Source organism: Streptomyces sp. UNOC14_S4 (genome assembly GCF_020740835.1).
Classification (GTDB): domain Bacteria; phylum Actinomycetota; class Actinomycetes; order Streptomycetales; family Streptomycetaceae; genus Streptomyces.
Map to the genome: position 1 here is coordinate 1 of NZ_JAINFC010000632.1, position 3,802 is coordinate 3,802.

Genomic DNA, 3,802 nt, shown 5'->3' on the forward strand with positions numbered 1-3,802 from the left:
GGCGGGGCCTCGTCGCCGTCGAGGGGGAGTCCGGCGCGCTTCGCGTCGACGGCCGCGGCGATGACCGCCGCCTCCACCTCGGCGTCGCCCTCGGGGGTGCCGGCCATGTCCCGGCGGGCGACCTCGGCCGCCGCGGCGTCCCGTACCGATGCTCGACGGTACCGGCGCAGGGCCAGCACGCAGTCGTTGATCTCGATGACCCGGCGGTGGAGGTGGAAGTCGAGGTCGTGGGTGCCGGCCTCGGTGTTGCCCGGGTCGAGCACGACCTCGGGGACCGCCGAGGTGACCTCCCGCCACAGGGATTCCAGCGCGGTGAACGAGTTCCGCTCCCAGCGATGGCGGCGCAGTTGGCTGAGCGGCCACAGCAGGGCGGGGAGGGTGAGTCCGACGGTGATGAGGAGGACGGAGACGGCGGGCGCGGTCACGCTGAACGTGCAGCGGAAGGGGGCCAGCGGGCTCGAGCACCGGGCGTTCTCGGGCACGAGCCCCAGGCCGAGCCCGATGGAGACCAGGGTGAAGAGCTTGTACGCGGCGTAGACGAGGGCGAAGCCACAGCCGGCCGAGGTCGTGCGCAGGCCCCAGCGCTGACTGCGGCGGGCCGAGCGCTTGGACTGGGCCCAGGTCTGCAGCATGAAGTCCTTGGCCGTGTACCCCAGGCAGGAGATGTAGATGAGCACATAGCACGCGTACAGCACCGGGTTCCGCCCGGTGAGTTGTTCGGCGATGAAGAAGGCGGTCATGCCGGCGACGGAGATCGCGAGGGCGATGACGCGCAGTCGGATCTGCCGGTGGGCCCGTTCGCGCTCCAGATTGAGCTGGAAGAGGAAGGCGAGGACCGAGGTGGCCGCCGTCAGGGTGAAGGTGTTGCTGAGGAGCCGGGCGCCATGGGGGACCACCGATTCGATCGCGCGCTCCACGGCGGGCGCGTAGGAGGCGAAGGCGAGGGCGAACGAGGTCAGCAGCGCCGCCATCGCCCAGGTGCCCGTAGGGCGGTGTCCGCCGCGCCCTCGCACCCAGTAGACGGCGAAGCACAGCAGCACGACGGCCGTGCCCGTGAACAGGGCGTTGATCATTTCCGGTGGCGTTTCTTCCTGTGTGGCTCGGCGAACAGCGCGTCCCAGCTCTCGGCGCCGCTGGCCGGCCGGCCCGACGGACTCTCGCGTCCCCGGTACATGAGTTGTCGGATCACGCTGGCCATCACCTCGGCCTCGCGTTCGTCCTCGCTGGTGTAGCTGGTCCGGCCGGACATGCGCTGCACGAGGGTGGGGTTGAACCCGATCGCGCGCAGGGTGTCCTGGTCCAGTTCCAGGCTGCCGGGGTGGTCGCAGATGATGTGGCTGATCTCGTGGGCGAGGATGTGGTTCTGGTGGAGGGGGGAGGTGGCCTCCTCGTAGAACAACAGATCGGCTTCCGGGGTCTCCAGGCGGATGCCGCACGGAGCGTCCATGGCGCCCAGAGTGCTCAGGGGGCGCAGGATGATGGGGCGTCCGCGTTGTTCGGCCACGGCGTCGCGGAGGTCGCGGGTGCTGAAGCGGTGCGGGAGCCGAAGCACCTCGACGCGCGCCTCACACGTGGCGCGAAGCTGCTCAAGGTCCATGTCCTCACTCTGGTGACGCCGGGCGGGGGCGGTCGGCTGGGGCGCACCTCACCCTGGAAGCCCGGTACGCGCGCCCAATGCTGACACGTTCGCGGTTCCGCTTCGAGGGCGGGGTGCCGCTGCGGTCGGACCTTGCGGCTCGGGATGCCGGGCTTGTGCCGGGGGACGCCCGACACCCCCTTGTCGTCGAGCGACCACAAGGGGGTGTCCACAAGGGGGTGTCGTGTCGGAGTGCGGGAAGCGCGTGATCGCCGCCCGGCGCGCGGTTCAGTCGTCCAGGTCGAGGTCCTGCGCGGGGTCGTCGGTGGTGAGCCCTTCGAGTTTCCGGGCCTGCTCGATCACGGTGGACAGCATCTTCAGGCTGTCGACGCTCAGGCCGTTGGCGCGCAGGGCCACCTTGCGGACGTCCTGATCGCGCATGGCGGCGAGGAGGTCGATCTCCGCCTTGGTGCGTTCGGCCGCCGCGCTGTCGACGAAGTAGCCCGCCGGTACGCCGAAGAAGTCGGCCAGGGCCTTGATGGTGTGCCGTGTCGGGTTCCGCTTGGCGCCGGTGCGTAGTTGCTGGATGGCACTCGCCGTCACCCCGCGCCCCTCTCCGGTCGCGGCCTTGCGGATTCCCTCGGCGACCTCCGCGTAGGTGTAGGGCCCCCGGGAAGGGGGGTGCACCTCGCGGAAGAGGTGGTCCAGGAGTTGGGCGAAGGTGGGCGACTGGTCATCTTCCACGTACACGACCTCCTTGGTGTGATGCCGAGCCTTGCCCACCACAGTGTTTCTCGAAGCCCATCGGGCTGGCTCCGGCAACACTTTGGTTGACGCCGGACAGTCACTCTGGTGTACGTTACCAACGCTTCGTCGCCACTGAAGTGTCGAGGGGGGAAGTGGCGACGGTGCCGGCCGGGTCGCGGTCGAGCTTCACGGGGGTGAGCTCGGCCGACGGCCCGGAGTGCCATGGCCGCGCCGGACGGGGCCGGACGGGTTCGCTTGCGTGCGGCGGCGAGCTCGGCCTCCGCCGAGTCCACGACCGGGGACGACGCGGCAGCGGGAGGCACCGGGTGCGAGCCCGGGCGCCGGCATCTGGGGGCAGGGCTCACATCTGTGCTACTCCACCGTGCAGACCCCCGTGCTGCGCCTTGGCCGCATGCTCTGGACCCGGTGGCTGACGGCATTCGAGCGCAGTAGGGCCTGTGACCTGCAAATGTGCAGGCCACAGGCCCTTTCCCGCACTCCTAGAAGAATCCCAGCTTCTTCGGCGAGTACGAGACGAGAAGATTCTTCGTCTGCTGGTAGTGGTCCAGCATCATCTTGTGCGTTTCCCGCCCGATCCCCGACTGCTTGTAGCCGCCGAAGGCGGCGTGGGCCGGGTAGGCGTGGTAGCAGTTGGTCCAGACGCGGCCTGCCTGGATGGCGCGGCCCGCGCGGTAGGCCGTGGTGCCGTTGCGGGTCCAGACGCCTGCGCCCAGGCCGTAGAGGGTGTCGTTGGCCAGGGTCATGGCCTCGTCGAAGTCGGTGAAGGGGGTGACGGCCACGACCGGGCCGAAGATTTCCTCCTGGAAGACGCGCATGGTGTTGGTGCCCTCGAAGATGGTGGGGCGGACGTAGTAGCCGCCTTCGAGTTCGCCGCCGAGCTCGGCGCGGGTGCCGCCCGTGCGGATGCGGGCGCCCTCCTGCTTGCCGATGTCGATGTAGGAGAGGATCTTCTCCAACTGGTCGTTGGACGCCTGGGCGCCGATCATGGTGGTGGTGTCCAGCGGGTGGCCCTGCACGATGCGTTCGGTGCGGGCGGTGGCCGCTTCCAGGAAGGCGGCGTAGTGGCCCTGCTGGATCAGGGCGCGGGACGGACACGTGCACACCTCGCCCTGGTTGAGGGCGAACATCGTGAAGCCCTCCAGCGCCTTGTCGAGGAAGTCGTCGTCCGCCGCGGAGACGTCGTCGAAGAAGATGTTCGGGCTCTTCCCGCCGAGTTCGAGGGTCACCGGCCGCAGGTTCTCCGAGGCGTACTGCATGATGAGACGGCCCGTCGTCGTCTCGCCCGTGAAGGCGATCTTGGCGACCCGGGGGCTGGACGCCAGAGGCTTGCCCGCCTCGGGGCTGGCAACACCAAGCGACCTTCAAGTTCCAAGCAGTGCTGACGTCCTGACCTGCGGAAACGCCGCTAGCAACACTGAGGCCCCTCCACGACCCACCAGAGATGGCGGATCAGAGGGG

3 protein-coding genes and 1 pseudogene are annotated in these 3,802 nt (G+C 69.3%); all 4 read right to left on the reverse strand.

Features of this window, described 5'->3' with window-relative positions; genetic code table 11:
- Positions 1–1,073, reverse strand: a 1,073-nt coding sequence (locus K6I34_RS33390; protein ID WP_229331791.1) for an MAB_1171c family putative transporter, incomplete at its 3' end; no start/stop codon positions are given.
- A complete protein-coding gene (locus tag K6I34_RS33395; protein WP_229331792.1) occupies positions 1,070–1,597 on the reverse strand; it encodes a regulator component in 528 nt (175 codons plus the stop codon). The genes K6I34_RS33390 and K6I34_RS33395, both read right to left, overlap by 4 nt.
- A gap of 267 nt (positions 1,598–1,864) precedes the next feature.
- The gene (locus K6I34_RS33400) at positions 1,865–2,320 is read right to left on the reverse strand and encodes a helix-turn-helix domain-containing protein (protein WP_229331793.1); all 456 of its coding nucleotides are present in this window, start codon (positions 2,318–2,320) and stop codon (positions 1,865–1,867) included.
- 503 nt (positions 2,321–2,823) lie between these two features.
- Positions 2,824–3,681: pseudogene (gene adh, locus K6I34_RS33405) on the reverse strand (aldehyde dehydrogenase); the annotation flags it as partial.
- Positions 3,682–3,802 lie beyond the last annotated feature (121 nt).

Bases quoted from the DNA above. Each gene is read 5' to 3' on its own strand.
- K6I34_RS33395 (WP_229331792.1), bottom strand. From the start codon at position 1,597: ATGGACCTTGAGCAGCTTCGCGCCACGTGTGAGGCGCGCGTCGAGGTG.